At 29.2% G+C, this 17786-nt stretch carries 15 protein-coding genes and 1 other annotated feature; of the genes, 9 read left to right on the top strand and 6 right to left on the bottom strand.

Annotation, left to right across the window (positions count from 1 at the left end; genetic code table 11):
• Positions 1–9: 9 nt before the first annotated feature.
• From Q6H37_RS26495 to Q6H37_RS26485, 3 genes are all read right to left on the bottom strand, one after another.
• The gene (locus Q6H37_RS26495) at positions 10–711 is read right to left on the bottom strand and encodes a L,D-transpeptidase family protein (protein ID WP_318737886.1); all 702 of its coding nucleotides are present in this window, start codon (positions 709–711) and stop codon (positions 10–12) included.
• Between the two features lie 47 nt (positions 712–758).
• The gene (locus Q6H37_RS26490; protein ID WP_318737885.1) at positions 759–1352 is read right to left on the bottom strand and encodes a flavin reductase family protein; all 594 of its coding nucleotides are present in this window, start codon (positions 1350–1352) and stop codon (positions 759–761) included.
• A gap of 178 nt (positions 1353–1530) precedes the next feature.
• The gene (locus Q6H37_RS26485) at positions 1531–3114 is read right to left on the bottom strand and encodes a DEAD/DEAH box helicase (protein ID WP_318737884.1); all 1584 of its coding nucleotides are present in this window, start codon (positions 3112–3114) and stop codon (positions 1531–1533) included.
• Positions 3115–3287: 173 nt separating this feature from the next.
• On the opposite strand from Q6H37_RS26485, the gene Q6H37_RS26480 reads away from it, so the two are divergent.
• The 4 genes from Q6H37_RS26480 (at position 3288) to Q6H37_RS26465 (ending at position 7609) form a co-directional block, all read left to right on the top strand.
• Positions 3288–4520: a pitrilysin family protein gene (locus tag Q6H37_RS26480; RefSeq protein ID WP_318737883.1), complete on the top strand. Its 1233-nt coding sequence runs from the start codon at positions 3288–3290 to the stop codon at positions 4518–4520.
• A 12-nt stretch (positions 4521–4532) separates the two neighbouring features.
• Positions 4533–5399, top strand: a complete 867-nt coding sequence (gene recX, locus Q6H37_RS26475; protein WP_318737882.1) for a recombination regulator RecX — start codon at positions 4533–4535, stop codon at positions 5397–5399.
• Positions 5400–5498: 99 nt separating this feature from the next.
• The gene (locus tag Q6H37_RS26470; RefSeq protein ID WP_318737881.1) at positions 5499–6686 is read left to right on the top strand and encodes a transglutaminase-like domain-containing protein; all 1188 of its coding nucleotides are present in this window, start codon (positions 5499–5501) and stop codon (positions 6684–6686) included.
• Positions 6687–6757: 71 nt separating this feature from the next.
• Positions 6758–7609, top strand: coding sequence for a polysaccharide deacetylase family protein (locus Q6H37_RS26465; protein WP_318737880.1), 852 nt, complete (start codon positions 6758–6760; stop codon positions 7607–7609).
• Positions 7610–7700: 91 nt separating this feature from the next.
• Here the strand turns inward: Q6H37_RS26465 and Q6H37_RS26460 are convergent, their stop codons facing one another.
• Together Q6H37_RS26460 and Q6H37_RS26455 are read right to left on the bottom strand one after the other, a co-directional pair.
• A complete protein-coding gene (locus Q6H37_RS26460) occupies positions 7701–8054 on the bottom strand; it encodes a tetratricopeptide repeat protein (RefSeq protein WP_318737879.1) in 354 nt (117 codons plus the stop codon).
• A gap of 153 nt (positions 8055–8207) precedes the next feature.
• On the bottom strand, positions 8208–9227 hold the full coding sequence (locus Q6H37_RS26455; protein WP_318737878.1) for an ABC transporter substrate-binding protein: 1020 nt from the start codon (positions 9225–9227) through the stop codon (positions 8208–8210).
• A 198-nt stretch (positions 9228–9425) separates the two neighbouring features.
• Between Q6H37_RS26455 and Q6H37_RS26450 the strand changes: the two genes are divergently transcribed.
• From Q6H37_RS26450 to Q6H37_RS26430, 5 genes are all read left to right on the top strand, one after another.
• Positions 9426–10253, top strand: a complete 828-nt coding sequence (locus Q6H37_RS26450) for a PRD domain-containing protein (protein WP_318737877.1) — start codon at positions 9426–9428, stop codon at positions 10251–10253.
• A gap of 244 nt (positions 10254–10497) precedes the next feature.
• Positions 10498–12465 (top strand): glucose PTS transporter subunit IIA, encoded by a 1968-nt coding sequence (locus Q6H37_RS26445; protein ID WP_318743168.1) that lies wholly within the window; start codon positions 10498–10500, stop codon positions 12463–12465.
• A 128-nt stretch (positions 12466–12593) separates the two neighbouring features.
• A complete protein-coding gene (locus tag Q6H37_RS26440; RefSeq protein ID WP_318737876.1) occupies positions 12594–12725 on the top strand; it encodes a hypothetical protein in 132 nt (43 codons plus the stop codon).
• 65 nt (positions 12726–12790) lie between these two features.
• Positions 12791–13008 (top strand) — a binding site (T-box leader).
• A 184-nt stretch (positions 13009–13192) separates the two neighbouring features.
• Complete coding sequence (locus tag Q6H37_RS26435) at positions 13193–15841, top strand: valine--tRNA ligase (protein WP_318737875.1); 2649 nt, start codon at positions 13193–13195, stop codon at positions 15839–15841.
• A gap of 182 nt (positions 15842–16023) precedes the next feature.
• Positions 16024–17367: a folylpolyglutamate synthase/dihydrofolate synthase family protein gene (locus Q6H37_RS26430; RefSeq protein ID WP_318737874.1), complete on the top strand. Its 1344-nt coding sequence runs from the start codon at positions 16024–16026 to the stop codon at positions 17365–17367.
• A gap of 55 nt (positions 17368–17422) precedes the next feature.
• On the opposite strand, the gene Q6H37_RS26425 is transcribed toward Q6H37_RS26430, so the two are convergent.
• A complete protein-coding gene (locus Q6H37_RS26425; protein ID WP_007063101.1) occupies positions 17423–17665 on the bottom strand; it encodes a TIGR03905 family TSCPD domain-containing protein in 243 nt (80 codons plus the stop codon).
• Between the last annotated feature and the right edge of the window lie 121 nt (positions 17666–17786).

Below are 17786 nucleotides of genomic sequence, written 5' to 3'. Positions count from 1 at the left end.
CAAAATATTTTAATCAATTAATTTTACACCTAGTTTGGAATAGAAACTGTAGCTTATAGTATCAGATATAGGAAGAGAATTATCCTTCTGAAATTTATGAACTACAGATTTAAAATAATCATTATAAATGCCATTAGGCTTAGAATTATAGTAACCTTTTGTTCGAAGCATAAATTGAAGCTGATATACATCTGATCCTGTCATTCCAGGTTTTAAAGTTCTGAGGTAATTTCCAAAATTACCATAAGGTCCTCCCCAAACAATGACAGTTGTACCATATGGAATAATTTTATATAATTCTGCCACTTCTGAGTTCTTCATTCTTATACATCCATGGGATGAATTCCATCCTATGGAGCCAGGAAATAATGTGCCATGTATACCATACTTACCCCAGGGGACGTTAAAACCCATCCAGTAGCCCCCAAAACCATCACCCCAATTGTCCTTGTTTACTATTTTCCATGTACCCAAAGGGGAAGGAGTATCATATTTTCCACTTGCCACTTGATAACTTTTAAATTGAATACCATCTTTAAAAACTATTAAATTATTAGAAGAAACATCAACTACAATTATATAATTACTCTTAGGATTATTTATATTGAAAGCATTTCTATTAGATGATGATTTATATCCACAATATATTATTATAGCCTCAACAATTAATATTGAGATTAAAATTATTAGTAACTTTTTAAACTTAGACATAAAAATCCCCCCTCTAATATATTATGAAAGAGGGGAGATTTAAAGCATTATTTTTTAAATTTATTTTTAGATTTTTTCTTTTTTTGAACGGAATATCCGAATTTACCCAAAGCTTTTGAATTAAGAGAAAAATATTCTCCGTGGGAATAACATATTAAGTTTGCTTTTTCTAAGTGAATTTTACCATTTTCGTCTAAAAGATTTTCTTCTACATGAATAGCTAACACTTCAGCTAGAAACAAATCGTGACTTCCAAGAGGAGTGATAGTTTTAACTTTACACTCTAAAGAGACAGGACACTGTTTTATACTGGGAACTTTAACTTTTTCACTTTCTTCTAATGTTAAATTACAGTGTTTTATTTTATCTATATTTTTTCCAGAACGCACACCACAGAAGTCTAAAGTTCTAACCATATCTTTAGATGGTAAATTAACCACAAATTCTCCCGTTTCTTTTATGTATTCGTAAGAAAGTCTTTCAGGACGTATAGCTGCAGTTATCATAGGAGGTTTAGTACAAGCAGTGCCAATCCACCCTACAGTAAATACATTTATTTTTCCTTCTTTATTTTGAGAAGTTATAAGAACTGATGGAACAGGATTAAGCATTGCACTTCCTTTAAAAGATATTTTAGTCATAACTTTTTCCTTTCTTCAACTAACATGTTATGCTTATGGTAATATAATTTAGTTTATTTGTAAATGTTTAAGCTATATTCAAAAAATAACCCACAAATGTGTTACATTTGTGGATTTATTTTAAACATGAAAAAAGTTCACAATTATAATTTGTTTGAATTAAGGAGCTTTTTTCATATTATTTACGGGAATGACTATTTTTACTTTTAGCTACTTCTATATTAACTCTTCTACCATTTAATCTTTTACCACTGCTTCTGGACAAAACTGCATCCAATAAGTCTTCAGGTAGATCTATGAAGGTAAATTTATCAAATATATCTATATCTCCGACTTCATTTACATCTATATCGGAAGTTTCTTCTAAGAAATTAAGTATTTTAACAGGAGTAACTTTATCAATTCTACCTACAGATAAAAATAATCTTACAGGTTTAGTTGATTTTCCTAAATCTTCATTATTATAATCAAAATTAAATTCTCTATCAAAGAGCATTTTCATAAGAGCAGCAGCAACGTCTACTAAATTATAATCTTCATCTAAGCCTGTTGCTACAGGTATAAAGTCCTTGTAGTCATTTTGCTCTAGAGTATTTTTTACATCCTTTAACATACTGTTATACTTAGCTTCAAAAATTTCATCTAAAGTAGGGATTTCTTTTCTCTTTATTTTACTTTTCGTAAATTTTTCTAACTGCTTTATCATAATATATTCTCTAGGAGTTACAAGAGAATAAGCAATTCCTTCTTTATTAGCTCTTCCAGTTCTACCAATTCTATGTACATAAGATTCCATGTCTTGAGGTAAATCATAGTTTATTACATGAGATACATCGTCAACATCTATACCTCTAGCAGCAACATCTGTAGCAACTAAAAAGTCTAAAGTACCTTCTTTAAATTTTCTTAATGTATTTAATCTTTGATTCTGTCCCATGTCACCATGCATACCTTCAACGTTATATCCTCTTCCTTGCATAGATTCTACAAGTTCATCCACACCTCTTTTAGTTTTACAGAAGATTATAGCACTAGAAGGTTCATCTATATCTAAAATTCTGCATAATGATTCAAATCTATCTTTATGCTTTACTTCATAATAATATTGCTTAATTTTTTCAACAGTTAAAGAATTTTTAACTATCTTTATATGTTTTACTTCATTTTTCATGTATTTAGAAGCAAGTTTTGCTATTTCTTTTGGCATAGTTGCAGAGAAAAGAAGCGTCTGTCTATCCTTGTTTAAGGCTTTTATAATCTCTTCTATATCATCTATAAATCCCATATTAAGCATTTCATCGGACTCATCCAAAATTAAGAATTTAACACCACTTAAATCTAAAGTATTTCTTTTTATATGGTCTAAAATTCTACCAGGAGTTCCTACTACAACATCTACGCCTCTTCTTAAAGACTTAATTTGTCTATCAATTGGCTGGCCACCATATACAGGAAGTAACTTTGTTTTTTTAAACTTTGCAATACGAGCTAATTCATCATTTACTTGTATTGCAAGTTCTCTTGTTGGGGTAAGTACTAGTGCAGATATTTTATCACTAGATTCTATCTGACTTAATACAGGAGCCCCGAAAGCCAAAGTTTTACCTGTACCAGTTTGCGCTTGACCTATCATATCATTACCTGATAAAATAACAGGTATTGCTTCAGCTTGGATTTGAGAAGGTTCTTCAAAACCCATAGCGTCTATAGCTTGTAAAACCTTTGTATGAAGGTTTAAATCACTAAATTTAATATTTTCCATTCAAATTCCTCTTTCTTTTTTATAATACAAAACAAATCTTATCATATCACAGTACTTAGATATTAGCAAATGAAATTTTTATTATATTTATTATATGTAGCTTTTTATTTATTATAATATAAAATATAATATATTTATAAGTTATATTTTAACCCAAATAAAGGAGATATGTTATGTTTGATGCTAAACAAAAGGTTATGCCTAATGGAATAAGATTAGTTACTATAAAAAAAGATACCCAAATAGCTTCTATAAATGTAGGAGTTAAAATAGGATCCATATATGAAAATATTAACGAGAAAGGAATATGCCACTTTATAGAACATATGCTTTTTAAAGGAACTAAGAATAGAGATAATGAAAAATTGAATATGGATTTAGAAAATTTATGTGGAGAATATAATGCCTATACGGATAAAAACAGTACGGTATATACTATTACTACATTAAATGAAGAATTGGAAAATGGAATTGAAATTTTATCGGATATGCTTAGAAATTGTATTTTTCCACAAGATGAAATTGAAAAAGAAAGAGAGGTAATATTAGCAGAAATAAGAACAAGTAGGGACGATATAGAAGATTTAAGCTTTAAAAAAGTAAATGAAATAGCTTTTAACAAAGGTCCTCTAAAATATGAAATTATAGGGGATGAGAAAAGTGTTAAAAATCTTACTAGAAGAAAAATAGTGGATTTTTATGAAAAATATTATGTTCCTAACAACTGTTATATATCTATAGTTTCACCTCTTGACCATGAAGAGGTTTTTAATATAGTTTGGAAGTATTTTAATGAATGGATATGGAAAGAATTTAAAAGGAAGGAAGTTATTGCAGAAAAAAATATTCCAATAAAAAAGATTTCTTATAAAAAAAATATAGAACAAAGCACAATAATTTATCTTTTTACATTTCATCATATAAGTAAAGAGGAGGAATTGGCACTTAGAATATTGAATCATAAATTTGGAGAAAGTGCTAATTCAATATTATTTAGAAAGCTTAGAGAAGAAAAGGGATTTGCCTATGATGTATATACCGATTTGGATTTAACGAATTATGTTAAAACTCTCTATATATACACTGCTGTAGGTGAAGAAAATATAGATCAATCACTAGAAGTAATAGATGAATGTATTAAAGAAATAAAGAATGAAGAAATAGTATTTGACAACAATACTATAAAACATATGAAAAAGGTCTTAAAAACTGCTATTGCTTTTACTTTAGAAGACGCATCAGATATAGGAAATTATGTGCTTCACCAAGCAATTGATGAAGATAATATATATAAGTTTGTTACAGATATGGATGAAATAGAAAAGGTAAAAAAGGAACATATATATAATGTTGCTAGGCTTATTTTTAATGAGCCAACTATACACATATTTAAAAGTGAAAAATAAGGTGATTATATAATGGAAAATTCAAAAAAAATCATTACTAAAGTTGAAATTCAGAAAAGAAACAAGGATAGGGTAAATGTGTATGTTAATCATGAATTTGCCTTTGCATGTAGTGCAGAATTAGTATATATTCATAATATTGAAAAGGGAAAGAGTGTGGATTTTAATTACTTAAATGAAATAATAATGGAAGATAACTATATGAAATGTAAATCCACTGCTCTTAAAATTATAGAAAAAGTGTACAAGACACAAGCACAGATATCCTCAAAGCTTCTTGAGAAGGGATATGATGAAAAAACTGTAATTAGAACTATAGAATTCTTGAAAAAATATGGTTTTATCAATGATGAAAAGTTTGTACAAATGTATATAAAAGATAAGTTAAAAAGCAATGGGAGAAATAAAATAAAATACGATTTGATAAAAAAGGGAATAGACGAGAAAAAAATAAGTGAAGGCTTTGCTTGTATAGGGAGTGGAGTTGAAAAAGAGACAGCAATTAATTTAGCGGAAAAAAAATACAACTTATTGATTAAAAATGAAAAAGATTATAGAAAGATTTATAAAAAAGTAGGAGAATTTTTAATTAGAAAGGGATATAATTCAGATATAGTTTCAGAAACACTAAACAATGTTATAAAAAAAGATTTTAATGATTTTGAGAAAAAGGATGAAACTCATGATAACAAACAAACTGATTTAGATAAATTACATGAGCTTGCGGAAAAAAGATATAACATAATAGTAAAATCTGAGCAGGATTATAAAAAAGTTTATAAAAAACTTAGTGATTATCTTTTGAGAAGAGGATATTCATGGGAAAATATAAAAACTGTATTGCGTTCTATTGTAAGTAATGAAGATTCATATATTTAACAAAAAACCTCTTATTATCAAGTGAAAGTATATATTTTAGCTTTGTTAAGTATAGAATTATAAAGTGCCGTCAGGTATAAGATTAAGAGGTGAGTACAAATGTTAGGCATAAATAATATCAATATGGTAACCATAGCCCTTATTTTAATATTTCTTTATCCTTTAATAAGAGGATTTTTGTTTAAATTTTCATCCTATGATTTAAAATCAGATATTAATGAAATTAATAGAAGTATATCTTTTATTTTAGCTTTGTTTTTAGGAATTTACTTTGGAAGAAAGGTATTTATTCAACATGATTCTGGGATCTATAAAAGAATATATACATCAATACCATCAGATTTTTTAAATTATATAGAGAGCAATACTCTTATAATTTATGCTGTAATAATACCTTTAATAATACTTATAATTTATAAAATTATTAAACTTAGTTTAGAAATTATAAATTGTTTAACTGTTTATCCTATGTTAGATATAATAGAAAAATCTTTAAGTTCTAAAGGAAACTTCTTTAGGAGATTGACAGGATTAGTTTTTCAATTGCCTAAAGCTATATGTTATTTACTTTTAGTAACACTTGCATTAAATATACTGTCTATGTTTAGTACAAATGCAAAGTTAAATAAGTATTTAGAAGCATCAAAACCTTACAATATTATGTGTAAGGAAGCAATAATACCTATTACAAATTCAACTATAGCAAAAAAGCTTCCTAGTATTATAGATAACTCTTTTAAAATTGTCATCAAGCAAGGGGAAAGTAAGGAAATCGCACCTGGAAAAGTTAATAATAACGATAGAACTGTAGTATATTATAATGGAGTTACTTTAGATCAAGGAGTAAAATCTAATGATGAAATAAATAAATTTTCAAGAAGCATAGTATCAAAAGAAGATACAACCAAAGGTAAAGCAAAAATAATATATAACTGGATAGGAAAAAATATAGCTTATGATCATGATAAGGCCAATAAGGTTTTAAACAACGATTTTAATGTACAATCTGGTGCTATATATACTTATGATACTAGAAAGGGTATTTGTTTTGATTATTCTTGTTTATATGTGGCTATGTGTAGAGCAAATGGTATAAAGGTAAGATTGATAACAGGTGAGGGATTCAATGGAGTTAGTTGGGTAAGTCATGCATGGAATCAGGTTTATTTACCGGAAGAACAAAAGTGGATAAATGTAGATTCTACATTCTATAGGGGAGGTAATTATTTTAATAGCCAGAGATTTCAGTTAGATCATAAAAATGCACAGATAGCAGGTGAATGGTAAAATGCTTATTTGCCTCAGAAAATTTAATATCTTGTGTAATTATGAATGATAGAATTTAGGGGATGATATGGATGGAAAAATACGAAGAAAGGATTAGAAAAAATAAAGTGAGACAAAGAAGGAATTTTGTATTATCAGTTATTTCTTTATTAATTCTATTTTCAGTTGGTTTTTTCATAGGGGGGAAGATATCAGCCAGAAAAAATGTTGTAGTTAACGCTGCAAATTCAAAAGAACAGCAGAAAAAGTTAGATCAAGAATCTATGAATAAAAGAGAGAACAGTGTGAATCCTAATAATACAAAAGATGAAGGAGCCTTTGATCCTTATAAATCAGATGGTAAGAAAGTAGTATATTTAACTTTTGATGATGGACCATCCACCAATAATACGCCTAAAATATTGGAGATACTTAAAAAATTTAATGTAAAGGCTACTTTCTTTGTTATTGGACAAAATGCTGAACAAAATAAGGATTTGATAAAAAGAGAAATATCAGAGGGACATGTAGTAGGTAATCACACATATACACACGATATGCACTATGTATATTCTGATCCTAAAGTTTTTATCAATGATTTGGATAAGTGCAATAATGTACTGAAATCTATTATAGGAAGTAAATATAGTTTAAAGCTTATAAGATTTCCAGGAGGATCTTTTGGACAGAGATTAGCTCCATTTAGACAGGAAGTTAAAAAAGCAGGATATCATTATGTGGATTGGAATGATCTAACAGGAGATGCAGAACATAATAGTGTTCCTGTAAGTAGTTTAATCAGTAAAGTTAAAACTTATGGTAATCAAGAGCATTTAGTAATTTTGATGCATGATGCACCAGCCAAAGTTACAACAGTACAAGCATTGCCGCAGGTAATAGAATATTTTAAAGCAAAGGGATATTCATTTGAAACTTTAAAATAAGCAAAACACAGAATTATTAAATTTTAGTATAATCTATATAGATAATATAAAATAAGTGCAGAAAAACATAAAAGTTTATTCTGCACTTATTTTATTTAGATAAATGTTTTTTTATTATAATATTTATAGCTTTTTCACAATCGACATCATCATTGTTTAAACACCAAGCCATATTAAAGTATATTAGGGCCTTTTTGTTATCATTAAGCATCACATAGCAATATGCAAGATTAAAAAAGTATTTACTTTCCTTTTTGATCATAATGGCTGATTTAAGTAGAGAAATTGCTTTTTCATACTCTTTAAGTTTTATAAAACATACTGCTGAGTTATAAAGGGCAGCAGATTCGTTATCTTTATATTGAACGGCTTTTTGGTAAAGATTAATAGCGTTCTGGTAATCTTTTGCATTATAATACTCATTGGCTTTGTGAAAGTAACTCATGTGAATCCTCCTCAAGTTTTTATATGAATTTATCTATTTGTATAGTTTTCTAATTATTAGGTTTCATGGATTATATTAAATTTATATCCATGTTTTAAGAAAAATATTCCATAATAGCCATGAAACATTATTTATTCATGTTTTTTAACAGAGTTACTTAATAACTTTTTCAGCAAAACTATTATTTACTATTTTGCTGAAAGCTGGTCTTTGAGGAATGAGGCTTGGATTATAGGATTGAATTATATCCATAAGTCTGTTAAGATTTTCTTCTTTCATTACAGGTGCTGAAGCAAAGGCATTTATTGATCTATAATTTTTCACTACAGATATAATTATGCTTTCATCTGTTCCAGGGAAGAAGGATTTTATGGATTTTGCTACTTCTTCATCACTGTGCTTTTGAACCCAAATTTGACCCTTATAAATAGCCTTAGTAAACTTTTCTATAACTTGAGGATTTTTATCCATGTAGGATTTTGTTGAAAAGTAACAGGTATAAGGTATAACTCCAGCAGATTTTCCTATGGAAGCCACAATATATCCGGATTTATCCTGTTGAAGCATACTTCCTGTAGGTTCAAAAAGAGCTACATAATCTCCTGTACCAGCCTTAAACGCTCCAGCAGTAGCAGTATAAGCAACATTTGTTATAAGATTTACATCCTTTCCAGGTTGAATACCATGATTTTTTAACACATATTCTAAGCTCATTTCAGGAACACCACCAGGTCTTCCGCCTATGATACTTTTACCTTTTACATCTTCCCATTTAAAATCTTTTACATCATTACGTCCTATAAGAAAAGAACCATCAGTTTGAGTAAGCTCGGCAAAAAGAACAGGATAATCTTCTTTATTCTGATTGTTAATATATATTACTTGCTCTGGTCCGCAGAAACCAATATCACAGCTTTTGCTTAATACTTGCTGCATAGTTTTGTCAGCGCCTTGTCCAGTTGTAAGATCTATGTTTATACCTTCTTCTTTAAAAAATCCTTGATTTATAGCTGCATACATTGGAGCATAGAAAACAGAACGGGCAACTTCGTTTAACTTTACAGTAGTAACAGTATTAGTAGATTTCTTATCACCACCACAACCAGCAAAAATAACAGCAACAAATACAAAACTTAGTAGAAGTGAAAAAATATGAAATTTTTTATTTTTCATAATACATCCTCCGATGTTTTTTATATCAATTCATAATATGACTTTTAAGGAAATTGTGTTAAAGTTTTTATTATCAAACACATAAAAATATACTTTGATATAAAAAGTGGTATAATAGATATATGTTTGTGATCGGAATATTATAGCAAAATTTTGTATATCTCAGTTGATATATAAATAAGAATGGGAGGGGAACATTTGGAACAGTATATAGTAAAAAAAGTTTTAAATAATAATGTTGTGATTGCTGAAAAGAATGCAGAAGAATTTGTTATAGTTGGAAAAGCTATTGGATTTAATTGTCACAAGGGAGCTGAAATAGGAGAAGATAGAATTGAAGGAATATTTGTAAAGCAGTCAGCAAAATCCAATGAAGAATTTAATGAAGTATTAAAAAAGATTAATAGTGAAATTATAGGTATTTCAGAAGAAATAATTTCATTATGCGAAAAAGAACTAGGATTAAAAGTCAGTGAAGCCATACATATATCTCTTCCAGACCACATTAATTTTGCTATTACAAGAATTAAGGAAGGAATAAAAATTGAGAATCCATTTTTGAATGAATTAGAAGTACTATATCCTAAGGAATATAAGCTGGCAGAAAAAGCACTTGAAATGATTAATGATAGATTTCAGGTGAATTTACCTGAAGATGAAATAGGTTTTATATGTATGCATATTAATGCAGCTATCAGTGAAAAAAAAGTAAGTGATACGTTAGTACATACTAAAAAGATAAACGAAATTATGCAGTTTATATTTAAATTATTAAAAAAGAAAATTGATACAAAATCTTTAAGTTATATAAGAACGATTACACATTTAAATTTTATGATAGAAAGAATATTGGATAACAAATCCATTAAAAATAGTTTGCTTGATGCTATAAAAAAGGAATATTATAATGAGTACGGAATAGCAATCAAAGTTGCTATGAAAATTGAAGATTTATTTTCTGTGAATGTTCCAGAAGATGAGATTGGATATATTACTTTACATATAAATCGAATTAAAGATATATAGGCAGTGTTACTATTAAATTAGGCATGAGCTTAAAGAAGTAACTATTTGTATAGTTATTGTATTTTTGCTGATGTCTTTTACTTTTTACATTTAATTATATAAACTGATGTGCTGGGATATATTAAAAACAATATAATAGCCTGTTATATACATTTAATATTGAAACCTTTTGGATAAAATATAAATAGGAGGAAATGATGTGGAAAAGTTATTTGCAGTACTACAGAAAGTCGGCAAATCTTTGATGCTTCCCGTATCAGTTTTGCCGGCAGCTGGATTGCTATTAAGATTTGGTCAGCCAGATTTATTAAATTTAGCTTATGTAGCTAAAGCAGGAGATACTATTTTTACTAATTTACCAATGATTTTTGCAGTTGGAGTAGCAATTGGATTTTCAGGAGGAGAGGCGGTTGCGGCGCTAGCAGCAGTAGTGGGACAGCTCATACTTGAAGCTGTAATAAAAGTAGCTAGTTCCAATGCTGCAGAAGTATTAGCAGCAAAGGTTGCTTCTGAGCAGCATATGACATTGTCAACTTTTATGAAAACTACAGCTTATACAGACATAGTTTCAAAGACTACAATTAACATGGGGGTTTTTGGAGGTATTTGCATAGGGTTGATTGCTGGAGTCCTATATAATGAATTTCATAATATTAGGTTGCCACAAGTTTTAGGATTTTTTGGCGGAAAAAGATTTGTACCAATTATTACAGCTATTGCAGCTTTAATATTTGGAATAGCTGGTGTAAATGTTTGGACTCCAATTCAAAATGCAATTAATGTATTCTCACAATGGGCAGATACATCTATACTTGGACCAGCGTTTTATGCAGCTGGTAAGAGATTATTAATTCCGGTTGGATTACATCATATATATTATCCAGCATTTTTATACCAATTTGGACAATATGTTTCTGGTGGTGTAACTTACTTTGGTGATTCAGCTAGGTATTTTCATGGTGACCCTACTGCGGGAGTATTTATGGCATCAGAATTTCCAATTTTAATGTTTGGTCTTCCAGGAGCTGCAACTTCTATAATTATGGCTTCTAAGAAAGAAAAGAGAAAACAAATAGCTGGTATGATGATTTCTGCAGCTTTTGTTGCATTTCTAACAGGAATAACAGAGCCAATTGAGTTTTCTTTTATATTTGTAGCACCAATATTATTTGTATTCCATGTACTTGCAGCGTTTTCATCCGGAATTGTTACTAGCTTATTACACATTAGATTGGGATATACATTTTCAGCATCATTTATTGATTATTTGCTAGGATTTAAATTTGCTGGGCATCCATTGCTTATTTGGCCAATAGGTATAGCATATTTTGCTATATATTTCTTTGTATTTTATTTTACAATTAAGGAAATGGATATAAAGACACCAGGTAGAGAGGATGAAGACAGTTTAGAAGTAGTATACATAAATGCTAAAGGTAGTGAAAAAGCAGCTAAAATTTTAGAAGCTGTTGGTGGAAAAGATAACATTAAATCTTTAGATGCATGTATTACAAGATTAAGATTTATTTTAAAAGATGTTTCAAGGGTTGATAAGGATACATTAAATGCACTTGGAGCAGCTGGTGTATTGATGATTGGAAATAGTGCTCAAGCTATTTTTGGTACAGAAGCAGAAAGAATTAAAGATGATATAAAAGCTATTATTAGAAGCGGAGGAGTTGTAAAGAATTCAGATTACGATGAAATTTCACCAAACAATGAAGCTGCATTGGATGGAAATAAAAAAGCTGCAATTAGATCATGTACACTATTTAATCCTGTAGATGGAGAAATAGTTGAATTAGAAAAGGTGCCTGATGATGTCTTTTCAGATAAAATGTTAGGTGATGGATTTGCTGTTATACCAAAAGGAAATAAAATATATTCTCCTGTAGATGGTAAAATAAAGGTATTATTTCCTACTAAACATGCAGTTGCAATTGTGACAGATGATGGACTAGAAGTATTGGTACATGTAGGTATTGATACTGTAAAATTGAATGGTGAAGGATTTATAGCACATATTAAAAAGGAAGATAAAGTTAAAAAGGGAGATTTACTTTTGACTTTTGATTCCAAGGTAATTAAAAAGAAAGCTAAAAGTATAATTACACCAGTAATTATCACTAATATGAATTCGGTAGAAAGTATTAGTATAGATTTAGGAAAAAAGAAACACGGTGAAAGTACGGCTGTTATAACTACAAAATAAATAGATATTTTACAGCTACTTAGTATGCTTTATTTAAAAAAACTTCAATCTATTTTTTATATATTTTATTTAGAATAAAAGCTTCTTATTGAGGAAAATATAACATTGTAAATAAGGAGGGTTTAATTATGAGTGTAAAAAATAGACATAAAGCAGGTAATAGAGAGAATAAGAAAAATGATGTGAATAGGCCAAGTGGAGATAAAAAAAATACTAAAAATCCACCAGATTATGAAAATTTTAAAGGAGAGCCTATATAAACTTTTAAAAACATACTTGACAGTTTAATAATTAAGGTTATAATAATATTTAAGTTAATATAGTTTTATTGGCTGTGAAGAAGAGGAGTAAAGGTAAGGAATATATTAAGAGAGGAAAGTTTATTGGCTGAAAGACTTTCTATATGGATTACTTTGAAGGTAGCTTCTGAGCTTCTTTATTGAAATTAAGTAGATAAAGACGGTTTTCTTAACCGTTAGTTGTATTAAGAGCCTGTAATTTTGCAGGAAAAAAGGTGGTAACGCGAGGTTTTTCGTCCTTTTAAGGACGGAAAGCCTTTTTTATTTTCCTGAAAATTAATAGTTAAGAAAAATTTCATTTAATATTAGATTTTAACTAACTTGTTTATGAAGGTAAAAATATGCTGCTGTCAAAAATGGCAAATATGCAGATGAATATATAATGGCAAGATGCAAAAATATATAAGGAAACTTAAGGAGGAAATTTTATGTCAAAAAATAAGGAAATGGCAACCACTTATAATCCAAAAGAATTTGAGGGCAAACTTTATAAGAATTGGGAAGAAAAAGGATACTTTACTCCAAAGGTGGATGAAAATAAAAAACCATATACTATAGTATTACCACCACCAAATATAACAGGAAAGCTTCATTTAGGTCATGCACTAGACGATACTATCCAGGATATAATTATAAGAACAAAGAGAATGCAGGGATATAGTACTTTATGGCTTCCAGGACAAGATCATGCAAGTATAGCAACAGAAGTTAAAGTAGAAAATGAACTTTTAAAGCAAGGTCTTAAGAAAAAAGAAATGGGTAGAGAAGCATTTCTAGAAAAAGTTTGGGATTGGGCAAATGAATATAGAGAAAGAATAAGAAATCAAGTAAAACAGCTGGGATCATCTGTAGACTCCACAAGAGAATGTTTTACTATGGAAGAAAAGGCTAATAAAGCTGTTAGAACTTTCTTTGTTAAGTTATATAATGAAGGACTAATCTATCAAGGAAACAGAATAATAAATTGGTGTCCTAAATGTCAAACTGCTATATCTGATGCAGAAATTGAATATAGTGAACAAGAAGGACACTTTTGGCATATTAAGTATCCAGTAGTAGGTAGTGATGAATATTTAGAGATAGCTACTACAAGACCAGAAACAATGCTTGGGGATACAGCTGTTGCAGTTAATCCTAAGGATGAAAGATATACTCATTTAGTAGGAAAAACATTAATGCTTCCATTAGTTAATAAAGAAATTCCTATAATAGCAGATGATTATGTTGATATGGAATTTGGAACTGGTGCAGTTAAAATTACTCCAGCTCATGATCCTAATGACTATGCAGTTGGTAAGAGACACAATCTTCCAGAGATAATTGTTATGCATGAAGATGGAAGAATTAATTTCCCAGGAAGTAAATATGATGGCCTTGACAGATATGAAGCTAGAAAAGTTATAGTTGAAGATTTAAAAAATCAAGGTTTCTTAGTTAAAATTAAAGATCATGCTCATAATGTAGGATGCCATGATAGATGCGGCAGTACTATTGAACCTATGATTTCAAAGCAGTGGTTTGTAAAGATGGAATCTTTAGCAAAACCAGCTTTAGATGTTGTTAGAACTAAAAAAGTTAAATTTATACCTGAAAGATTTGAAAAGACATATTTTAACTGGATGGAAAATATTCAAGATTGGTGTATTTCAAGACAATTATGGTGGGGACATAGAATTCCTGTTTGGTATTGCAAAGATTGCGGTGAAGTTATTGTAAGTGTAGACGAACCAACAAAATGTACTAAATGCGGATCAAGCAATTTAGAACAAGATAAAGATGTACTTGATACATGGTTCAGTTCAGCTTTATGGCCTTTCTCAACACTTGGATGGCCAGAAAAAACACCAGATTTCAAATACTTTTACCCAAATAGTACATTAGTTACAGGATACGATATAATATTTTTCTGGGTAGCAAGAATGGTATTCTCAGGATTATATTGTGCAGATGATATTCCGTTTGAAAATGTATTAATTCATGGAATAGTAAGGGATTCTGAAGGAAGAAAGATGTCTAAATCCTTAGGGAATGGTGTAGACCCATTAGATGTAATAGATCAATATGGAGCAGATGCTTTAAGATTCACTCTTATTACAGGAAATGCTCCAGGAAATGATATAAGATATTATCCTGAAAGGGTAGAATCTTCTAGAAATTTTGCAAACAAGATATGGAATGCATCAAGATTTGTACTTATGAATTTAGATGAAGAAATCATGAATAAGTACAAAGATTGCAAGAATTATAGCTCTGCAGATAAATGGATTTTATCTAGAATGAATACTTTAATAAAAGAAGTAACAGACAATATAGAAAAATTTGAATTAGGTATAGCAGCACAAAAGGTTTATGATTTTATTTGGGGTGAATTCTGTGATTGGTATATAGAACTTGTTAAGCCTGTTATGTATGGAGATGATGAGGAAGCTAAGGGGATTGCCTTTAATGTTTTAAATAATGTATTATCTACAAGTTTACAATTGTTACACCCAATAATGCCATTTATAACAGAAGAAATATATACTCACCTTTATACTGATTATGAGTCGATAGTTATATCAAAATGGCCTGAGTATAATGAAGCGCTTAATGATGAGAAAGCAGAAAAAGATATGGAATATATCATCGAAGCTATTAAATCATTGAGAAATGTGAGAACAGAGATGAATGTACCACCATCAAGAAAAGCTAAGGTAATGGCTTATATAACAGAAAGTGCTGCATTAGAAGCATTTAAAAACGGTGAGGATTACTTCAAGAAACTTGCTTCAGCAAGTGCAGTAGAATTTTTAAATACTAAAGAAGAAGCTCCAGAAAATGTAGTTTCAGTAGTTACAAGAGGAGCGGAAATGTTTATGCCTTTACTTGATCTAGTAGATCTTGAAAAAGAACTTGAAAGATTAAATAAGGAAAAAGAAAAGTTAGAAAAGGAAATAGATAGAGTAGAAAAGAAACTTGCTAATGAAAAATTTGTGTCAAAAGCACCTGAAGCAGTAGTTAATGAAGAAAAAGCTAAAGGTGAAAAATATAAAGAAATGCTTCAATCAGTATTAGAAAGACTACAAAGTTTAAAATAGTTGAAAAGAATATAATTATTTTGTGCAACTGCTGGCGATACATATTGTCAGCAGTTTTTTATTGCAATTGATTAAATATTAAAAATTTAGTAAAATAAAATGGAATTCAATACAGGTTTCAAAAAGAAATAACTTGGAGATACTAGTTATTTTGTAAAATTAAAATATGGGGATGTGACAGTATGAATTATGAAGATACTATGAAGTATATAACTAACACGGCCAAATTTGGTAGTAACTTAGGCTTAAGTAGAACAGAAAAGATATTAGAGCTTTTGGGAAATCCACATAAGAAAATAAAATATATACACGTAGCTGGTACTAATGGGAAAGGATCTGTTACAGCTATGATTTCAAAGATACTAATAGAATCGGGTTTCAAGGTAGGAATGTATACATCTCCTTATCTTGAAGAGTTCGAGGAAAGAATTCAGATAAATGGAACTAATATATCTAAAGAGGCTTTAAGTAGTGTAGTTACAGAAGTTTCTAAAGCAGTTGATAAAGTTATAGAATTAGGTTATGATCATCCTACTGAATTTGAAATAATTACTTGTGCTATGTTTTATTATTTTTGCAAAGAGAAAGTAGACTTTGGTGTAATTGAGGTAGGATTAGGAGGAAGGTTAGATTCTACAAATGTAGTACAGCCATACAATTCTCAACTTGGTGGTGGGGTATTGGCAAATGTAATTGTGTCTATAAGTAGAGATCATATGAACATATTAGGAGATACTCTAGAGAAAATTGCCTATGAGAAGGCAGGAATAATAAAAAAGGGTGTTTCAGTAATTATGTATCCTCAAGAAAAGTCTGTAGAAGAGGTAATAGAAGGAGTATGTAAAGAAAGAGGATCAAATTTACTAAAAGTTCCTTTTAATTGTGTAGAATATGTTGAAAGTGAAAAAGTAAGCAGTAACAGTAATAAGTATGTACAAAATTTAAGAGTAAAGACTTCTAGCAATATTTATAATATAGAATTATCTCTTTTAGGAAAGCATCAAATGGTAAATTGTGCAACAGCTATTTTTGCTATAGAAGAAATTATAAAACAAGGTTTTAATATAGAATTAAATAACATATTGAATGCACTAAAGAATGTTAAATGGATTGGAAGACTTGAGGTGATGAAAAATAGACCTCTAGTAGTAATAGATGGAGCACACAATATAGATGGCATTACCAAGTTAAAGGAAAATATAGAGAAGTATTTTAGTTATAGAAAAATGATTTTAATTCTTGGTATATTAGCAGATAAAGAAGTAGAAAAGATGGTAAGTACTATAGCACCTATGGCGGAAAAAATTATAGCAGTAACTCCTGATAGTTATAGAGCTGAAAATGCACATGAATTAGAGAAAATAATTAAAAAGTGCAATGCTAATTGTGAATCTAAGGACAATTATGAAGAAGCTTATAAAACTGCATTATCCTATTTAGAAGAAGAAGATATTTTGATAATATCAGGTTCTTTATATATGATAGGCGGAATGAGAAAAATTATTACAAAAATTAATATAGAATAGATCATAGAGTGCAAGGTAACTACATTGCACTCTATTTTTTATGTAAAATTTAAATTTAACGTACAGCTTGTTCCAATGCGGTAGCAAGTTGATCAGGACAAGAAGTATCTTTTCCACCACAAGTAATTCCTTTTAATTTTTTTATAGCATCATTTACATCCATGCCTTCTATAAGACTTGATAACCCTTTTAGATTACCATTACATCCACCTGTAAAGCATACATTACATACTTTGTTGTCAACTATATCAAAGTTTATTTGACTTGAACAAACACCTTTTGTTAAATAATTATACATAAATATCACCACCTTTTTTTAAAGCAATAAAGATATTATATATAATATTAAAAAATTACTCAATATAATGAGTAAAAAAATATGTCCATTTTCGTTAATATTCATATTATATTTGTGAGGG

The sequence above is a fragment of the Clostridium sp. JS66 genome, assembly GCF_033561535.1.
Lineage (GTDB): Bacteria > Bacillota > Clostridia > Clostridiales > Clostridiaceae > Clostridium_AM > Clostridium_AM carboxidivorans.
The sequence above is the reverse complement of the archived record's forward strand: the minus strand, read 5'-3'. Positions and strand labels throughout refer to the sequence as shown.

Excerpts from the sequence above, each read along its gene's own strand:
- Q6H37_RS26495 (WP_318737886.1), bottom strand. The coding sequence starts at position 711 with ATGTCTAAGTTTAAAAAGTTACTAATAATTTTAATCTCAATATTAATT.
- Q6H37_RS26470 (WP_318737881.1), top strand. The coding sequence starts at position 5,499 with ATGTTAGGCATAAATAATATCAATATGGTAACCATAGCCCTTATTTTA.
- Q6H37_RS26425 (WP_007063101.1), bottom strand. The coding sequence starts at position 17,665 with ATGTATAATTATTTAACAAAAGGTGTTTGTTCAAGTCAAATAAACTTT.
- Q6H37_RS26480 (WP_318737883.1), top strand. The coding sequence starts at position 3,288 with ATGTTTGATGCTAAACAAAAGGTTATGCCTAATGGAATAAGATTAGTT.
- Q6H37_RS26455 (WP_318737878.1), bottom strand. The coding sequence starts at position 9,227 with ATGAAAAATAAAAAATTTCATATTTTTTCACTTCTACTAAGTTTTGTA.
- Q6H37_RS26430 (WP_318737874.1), top strand. The coding sequence starts at position 16,024 with ATGAATTATGAAGATACTATGAAGTATATAACTAACACGGCCAAATTT.
- recX (WP_318737882.1), top strand. The coding sequence starts at position 4,533 with ATGGAAAATTCAAAAAAAATCATTACTAAAGTTGAAATTCAGAAAAGA.
- Q6H37_RS26460 (WP_318737879.1), bottom strand. The coding sequence starts at position 8,054 with ATGAGTTACTTTCACAAAGCCAATGAGTATTATAATGCAAAAGATTAC.
- Q6H37_RS26445 (WP_318743168.1), top strand. The coding sequence starts at position 10,498 with ATGCTTCCCGTATCAGTTTTGCCGGCAGCTGGATTGCTATTAAGATTT.
- Q6H37_RS26435 (WP_318737875.1), top strand. The coding sequence starts at position 13,193 with ATGTCAAAAAATAAGGAAATGGCAACCACTTATAATCCAAAAGAATTT.
- Q6H37_RS26490 (WP_318737885.1), bottom strand. The coding sequence starts at position 1,352 with ATGACTAAAATATCTTTTAAAGGAAGTGCAATGCTTAATCCTGTTCCA.
- Q6H37_RS26465 (WP_318737880.1), top strand. The coding sequence starts at position 6,758 with ATGGAAAAATACGAAGAAAGGATTAGAAAAAATAAAGTGAGACAAAGA.
- Q6H37_RS26440 (WP_318737876.1), top strand. The coding sequence starts at position 12,594 with ATGAGTGTAAAAAATAGACATAAAGCAGGTAATAGAGAGAATAAGAAA.
- Q6H37_RS26485 (WP_318737884.1), bottom strand. The coding sequence starts at position 3,114 with ATGGAAAATATTAAATTTAGTGATTTAAACCTTCATACAAAGGTTTTA.